The organism is Paracoccus sp. PAMC 22219 (assembly GCF_000787695.1).
Lineage (GTDB): Bacteria > Pseudomonadota > Alphaproteobacteria > Rhodobacterales > Rhodobacteraceae > Paracoccus.
The window spans coordinates 1-6,720 of record NZ_BBPH01000227.1 but is presented as its reverse complement, the minus strand read 5'-3'; the positions used below and the strand labels follow the sequence as shown (position 1 = coordinate 6,720).

At 66.9% G+C, this 6,720-nt stretch carries 2 protein-coding genes and 2 pseudogenes; 2 read left to right on the top strand and 2 right to left on the bottom strand.

Annotated elements, in window-relative coordinates; genetic code table 11:
* Positions 1-85: 85 nt before the first annotated feature.
* On the bottom strand, positions 86-1,237 hold the full coding sequence (locus TY51_RS19185; protein WP_042252849.1) for an OmpP1/FadL family transporter: 1,152 nt from the start codon (positions 1,235-1,237) through the stop codon (positions 86-88).
* A 211-nt stretch (positions 1,238-1,448) separates the two neighbouring features.
* Here TY51_RS19185 and guaB point away from each other — a divergent pair.
* Positions 1,449-2,896, top strand: a pseudogene (gene guaB / locus TY51_RS19180) (IMP dehydrogenase).
* 90 nt (positions 2,897-2,986) lie between these two features.
* Here the strand turns inward: guaB and katG are convergent.
* A complete protein-coding gene (gene katG, locus TY51_RS19175; protein ID WP_042252850.1) occupies positions 2,987-5,173 on the bottom strand; it encodes a catalase/peroxidase HPI in 2,187 nt (728 codons plus the stop codon).
* Between the two features lie 252 nt (positions 5,174-5,425).
* Between katG and TY51_RS19170 the strand changes: the two are divergent.
* Positions 5,426-6,573: pseudogene (locus TY51_RS19170) on the top strand (RsmB/NOP family class I SAM-dependent RNA methyltransferase).
* The last annotated feature ends 147 nt before the right edge of the window (positions 6,574-6,720 follow it).

The following is a 6,720-nucleotide window of genomic DNA, read 5'->3' as shown; positions in this document are numbered from 1 at the left end:
CCCCGGCAAGGTTGGGCCATTCAATAAGAACGGCCCTGTCGCGGGGACAGGGCCGTTCGTGGTTTTTCAGGCGGTCAGGAGGTGATCAGAAGCTGTAGCCGATGCGGACGCCGATCCCCAGGATGTCACTGTCCTCCATCTGCGCGCGGGGTGCGCCCCCGGTCTGGGGACGCGCATCGCCCAGCTTGGAATAGTTGATCCCCGTCGTGATCTTCATGTTGTCCATCGTGTAGACGGCCGCCAGCGTCAGGCCCACGCGACCGTTGGTCGGCGCCAGAGGCGAGACCAGGTCGTCGTTCTCGGGCTCGTAGGTCAGCGCGGCCGAACCCGACCACGTCTCGTTGAACTTGCGACCGACGCCCAAGGTATAGGTCGTGGTGTCCTCAAGCGACACCAGACCGCCGCCGGACAGGGCGGTGAACACGGCGGGGTCGACCAGGAACTCGGACCAGTTCACCCAACGGATCGACCCGAACAGCAGCGTGTCGGCAGCAATGCCGGTCTGCGCCTCAAGCGTCACGGATTCCGGGGTGTCGACGGTGGTCGTCGATTCGCCCAGAGGCGCACCGTTCAGGCTCTCGACCGTGTCGAACTTGTGCTCGACCTTGGAGTTGTAGGTCAGCGACACGCGCGCGGCGATGTCCGGGATCTCGTAGGCGGCGCCGATCACATAGCCCGCACCCCAGTCCTGATCCAACTGCACGTTGTAGCCCGACAGGCCGCCATAGCCAAAGCCCGACAGCGACACCTCGGCATCGGCGCGCGATCCGCGGATACCGCCATGGACCGAGAAGTTGTTCGGCATCTTGTAGCGCAGCAGTGCCGTGAACGTGGTCGAATCCACGCGGGCCATCGTTCCGCCCAGCAGAGAAGAGCCGCCGTCGGACGGGGGCGTGAACGACTGATAGCTAACATCGGCGCCAAAGGGCTGCTCGACGATAAGGGCGGCCGACAGCGCCTCGTTGAACTGGTGCTTGTAGCCCAGGCCCAGGAAGCCGTAGCCGTTGGCGACATCACCCGTGCCGCGCGGCGCCAATCCGACAGGCGGCACGACGGAGGGCGGCAGGCCGGTGTCGGTCCCCTCGACCGTCGGATCGGCGGCGCCGAAGCTCAGCTCCGCGTAATTGCCCTGTTCGAACAGGATGTTCAGCGACTGCGGCGCGCGCTCGATCCCCCCGGCCAGCAGCGGCGCGGTTCCCGCCAGCAGCGCGGCCATGCTCGTGATTGCGAATTTCATGTCATCCTCCCTCGGTCGGGCGAACCGCCCCCGGAACCCACCGTAGCGCAGGAACGTTATCGATCAATTACCCAAACATGCTGACGTGACGTCCGCGTCATGTGTGACCGTTTGCCGTGACATCCATGCAACGCCTGCGTGCGGGCTGGACAAAGCGGGCAGGGCGTGAAAGGGGAAACTGCCAAACGAGATTGCCGCAAGGACACCCCCCATGCAGATTCGTGAGGCCCTCACATTCGACGACGTTCTTCTGGTTCCGGCGGCATCCACGGTGCTGCCCTCGACCGCTGACGTGACCACCTATGTCACCCGGTCGATCCGGATGAACATCCCGCTGCTGTCGTCCGCCATGGACACGGTCACCGAAAGCCGCATGGCGATCGCCATGGCGCAGGCAGGCGGCATGGGCGTGATCCATCGCAACCTGACCACCGACCAGCAGGCCGACGAGGTCCGCCGCGTCAAGCGGTTCGAAAGCGGCATCGTCTACAACCCGATCACCCTGACGCCGGACCAGACCCTGGCCGACGCAAAGGCGCTGCAGGACCGCTATAACGTCACCGGCTTTCCGGTCGTCGATGCGGACGGGCGCGTGCTGGGGATCGTGACCAACCGCGACATGCGGTTCGCCAACGACATGCGGACCCCTGTGCGGGCGATGATGTCGTCCGACAACCTGGCCATCCTGCGCGAACCGGCAGACCGGGCCGAGGCGATCAGCCTGATGAAGGCGCGCCGCATCGAAAAGCTGCTGGTGACTGACGGGTCGGGCAAGCTGACCGGGCTGCTGACGCTGAAGGACACCGAAAAGGCCGTGCTGAACCCGCAGGCCTGCAAGGACGATCTGGGCCGCCTGCGCGTGGCCGCGGCCTCCACCGTCGGCGACGAGGGATACGAGCGCAGCTGCGCGCTGATCGAGGCGGGCGTGGACATGGTCGTCATCGACACCGCGCATGGCCACTCCGCAGGCGTCGCTCGCGCGGTCGAGCGGGTCAAGGCGTTCCGCAGTGACGTGCAGGTGGTCGCCGGCAACGTCGCCACGGCAGAGGCCACGCGCGCCCTGATCGGCGCCGGCGCGGATGCGGTCAAGGTCGGCATCGGGCCGGGCTCGATCTGCACCACGCGCATCGTGGCCGGCGTGGGCGTGCCGCAGCTGACCGCAATCATGGACGCTGTGTCGGGCGCGGGCGACGTGCCGATCATCGCCGATGGCGGCATCAAGTACAGCGGCGATTTCGCCAAGGCCATCGCCGCGGGCGCCAGCTGCGCCATGGTCGGCAGCGCCATCGCCGGGACCGACGAAAGCCCCGGAGAGGTGATCCTGTACCAGGGTCGCAGCTTCAAGTCCTATCGCGGGATGGGCTCGCTTGGCGCAATGGCGCGCGGATCGGCCGACCGCTATTTCCAGAAGGACGCGGCCAGCGACAAGCTGGTGCCTGAGGGGATCGAGGGGCAGGTCCCCTACAAGGGTACCGCCAACGCCGTCGTGCATCAGCTGGTCGGCGGCCTGCGCGCCGCGATGGGCTATACCGCTGCGCCACCGTGGCCGAGATGCGCACCAATTGCGAATTCGTCCGCATCACAGGGGCGGGGCTCAAGGAAAGCCACGTCCACGACGTGCAGATCACCCGCGAAAGCCCGAACTATCGCCTAGGCTGACCCAAGGACGGCACGGCAAAAAGGCGGCCCCCGCAAAGGGGCCGCCTTTGTCATGGGCAGAAGGGGCGCAGCGATGCGCCCCTTGCCGGATCAGGCCGCGATGTCGAAGCGGTCGGCGTTCATCACCTTGACCCATGCCGCGACGAAATCACGGACGAACTTGTCCGCATTGTCGTCCTGGGCATAGACCTCGGCATAGCTGCGCAGGATCGAGTTCGACCCCACGGTGACGTCCACGCGCGACGCCTGCCAGCGGACGGCGTCGGTCTTGCGGTCGCGGATCTCATAGATCTCGGCGTCGCCTTGTGCCTTGGTCCAGCGGTTGGCCATGTCCGTCAGGTTGACGAAGAAGTCCTGCGTCAGCGCGCCTTCGCGGTCGGTCAGCACGCCCAGCTTGGACCCGCCATGGTTGGCACCGATCACCCGCAGACCACCCAGCAGGACGGTCATCTCGGCTGCGGTCAGGCCCAGCAGCTGCGCGCGATCCAGCAGCAGCTCCTCGGCGTTGACGGCGAAATCGGCCTTCAGCCAGTTGCGGAAGCCATCATGCACCGGCTCCAGCGCGTCGAACGACTCGGCATCGGTCTGCGCGTCGGTCGCATCGCCGCGGCCGGGGGCAAAGGGCACCGTGACGCTGTGACCTGCCGCCTGTGCGGCCTTCTCGATGCCGACATTGCCGGCCAGCACGATGACATCGGCCAGCGGCACGCCGGCCTCGTCCGCGATGGGCTGCAGGACGGACAGGACACGGGCCAGACGCTCGGGCTCGTTGCCGGCCCAGTCCTTCTGCGGGGCCAGGCGGATGCGGGCGCCGTTGGCACCACCGCGCAGGTCCGACCCGCGGAAGGTCCGCGCGCTGTCCCAGGCCGTCGCCACCATATCGGCCACGGTCAGGTCGGTCGCAGCGATGCGCGCCTTGAGGCCGTCGACGTCATAGTCGGTGCGGCCCGCAGGAACCGGGTCCTGCCAGATCAGGTCCTCGGACGGCACGTCCGGGCCGACATAGCGGGCCTTGGGGCCCATGTCGCGGTGGGTCAGCTTGAACCAGGCACGCGCAAAGGCGTCGTCAAAGCTGGCCGGGTCGGCGATGAACTTCTCGCAGATCGCGCGATAGGCGGGGTCCACCTTCATCGCCATGTCCGCGTCGGTCATCATCGGCATGGTCTTGATCGAGGGATCCTCGACGTCGGCGGGCATGTCCTCGGGCTTGATGTCCACGGGCTCCCACTGGTTGGCGCCGGCGGGCGATTTCCGCAGCTCCCATTCATGGCCGAACAGCATGTCGAAATAGCCCATGTCCCACTTGGTGGGGTTGGTCGTCCACGCGCCCTCGATGCCGCTGACCATCTGGTCGCGACCGATGCCGCGGCGGCCTTCCTGGGCGTTCCAGCCCAAGCCCTGCTCGTGCAGCGCCGCACCTTCCGGCTCGGCGCCCATGTCCTCGGCCCGGCCGTTGCCGTGGCTTTTGCCGATGGTGTGACCGCCCGCGGTCAGCGCGACGGTTTCCTCGTCGTTCATCGCCATCCGGGCGAAGGTCTCGCGGATGTGCTGGGCGGTGGCCATCGGATCGGGCTGGCCGTTCACGCCTTCGGGGTTCACATAGATCAGACCCATCTGCACGGCTGCCAGCGGGTTTTCCATCGTCTCGGGCTTGGTCACGTCCGCATAGCGGCTTTCCGACCCTTCCAGGAACTCCTTCTCGGCGCCCCAGTAGATGTCCTTTTCGGGGTGCCAGATGTCCTCGCGGCCAAAGGCGAAACCGAACGTCTTCAGGCCGGCCTGCTCATAGGCGATGGTCCCGGCCAGCACGATCAGGTCTGCCCAGCTGATCTTGTTGCCGTATTTCTTCTTGATCGGCCACAGCAGGCGGCGGCCCTTGTCGGTGTTGTTGTTGTCGGGCCAGCTGTTCAGCGGTGCAAAGCGCTGGTTGCCGGTGCCCGCACCGCCGCGCCCGTCGCCAAGACGGTACGATCCGGCGGCGTGCCAGGTGACGCGCGCGAACATGCCCACATAGCTGCCCCAGTCCGCGGGCCACCACTCCTGACTGTCGGTCATCAGGGCGCGGATGTCGTTCTTCAGCGCCTCGACGTCCAGCGACTTCAGCGCCTCGCGATAGTTGAAGTCGGGGCCAAGCGGGTTCGTCTTGCGGTCATGCTGGTGCAGGATGTCGAAGTTCAGCGCACTGGGCCACCAATCGGTGTTCGACGCCGCGGTCGAGGTATGGCTGCCATGCATCACCGGGCATTTGCCGGCGCTGTTCATCGGGTTGCCGTCCATCATCATCTCCATCTTGCGGGCTATGTGTCGCGATCCGGCGGCAAGCCGCGGACCGGTCGCATAGCGGGCGATTCGTCATGCTAGGACAGTAGCTTGTTCAATGCATCAGGTAAATTTTGTTTATCTGATCGGGGGCGTTAGAAAGGCTGATGGGGCTGGTCTGATCGTGCAAAGCCATGCTACCCCGATGATGGACGTGTTTACCCCAAGGGATCCCATGACCCATCATCGCATTCCTGCGCAGGGCGCGTCTTGACGCCCGCCGCGCGCATCAGCGCCGCCATCGGCGTCCTGGATCAGATCCTGGCGGGCAGCCCCGCGGAACAGGCGCTGCTGCGCTGGTCGCGGGCCAGCCGCTTTGCAGGGTCCGGCGACCGTGCCGCGCTGCGCGATCTGGTCTTTGGCGCCTGCGGCGTCGCGACAGCCTTGCCGCCTTGGGTGGGGGCCTGACGGGGCGGGGACTGATGATCGGCCATGTCCGACAGTCCGGCCAGTCCCCCGACACGATCTTTACCGGAGAGGGGCATGCCCCGGTGCCCCTGACGCCCGATGAGGCCGCTGTCACGCATCCCGATCCGCTGCCCGACGATCTGCCCGACTGGATTCGTCCCGCGTGGCGGCAGGCCTTGGGCGATCAGGCCGATGCCGTGGCCCTCGCCATGACGCAGCGTGCGCCGGTCTGGCTGCGGGTGAACCTGTCGCGGGCTGACCCCGCCCAAGCAGCGCAGGTGCTGGCCGACGACGGTATCGAGGTTCAGGCCGCGCCAGACCTTCCTTCCGCGCTGCGGGTGGTGTCAGGCGACCGGCTGGTCGGGCGGTCAGCGGCCTATCAGGACGGCTTGATTGAGCTGCAGGACCTGTCGCCGCAAATGGCCTGCGCCCAGCTGCCTTTGGCGCCGGGCTTGCGGGTTTTGGACTATTGCGCGGGGGGGGGCGGCAAGGCGTTGGCGCTGGCCGCGCGACAGCCCGACATGCAGGTCTTGGCCCATGACGTGGCACCCGCCCGCATGGCCGATCTGCCTGCCCGTGCCGCACGCGCAGGGGCCAAGGTCCAGATTCAGACGCAGCCGCGCGGGACGTTCGACCTGGTGGTTGCGGACGTGCCTTGTTCCGGCTCCGGGACCTGGCGGCGGACGCCCGATGCGAAATGGCGTCTGGCGGCGGCACAACTGGGCGACCTGGTGGCGCTGCAGGCCCGGATCCTGGACCAGACGGCGGCCCTGGTCGCACCGGGCGGTCTGCTGGCCTACATGACCTGTTCGGTCCTTGAAGCCGAAAATGGCGGCCAGATCGACGCGTTCCTGTCGCGCCACCCAGATTTCCGGCGCAGCGACCAGCAGATGTGGACGCCGCTGACGGGCGGCGACGGGTTCTTTCTGGCCCAGCTGCGTCGGGGTTAACGCATATTTAAGCAATCTCGCGCTACTTTCGGCAGGATCGGACGAAACAAGGGACGATTCGCGATGGCGCATCTTGACGAACAGGCGGGCCTGCCGCGCGGGGCGCTGGCGGCGCTGCCGCTGCTGCTGGCGCCGATGGTGCTGGGG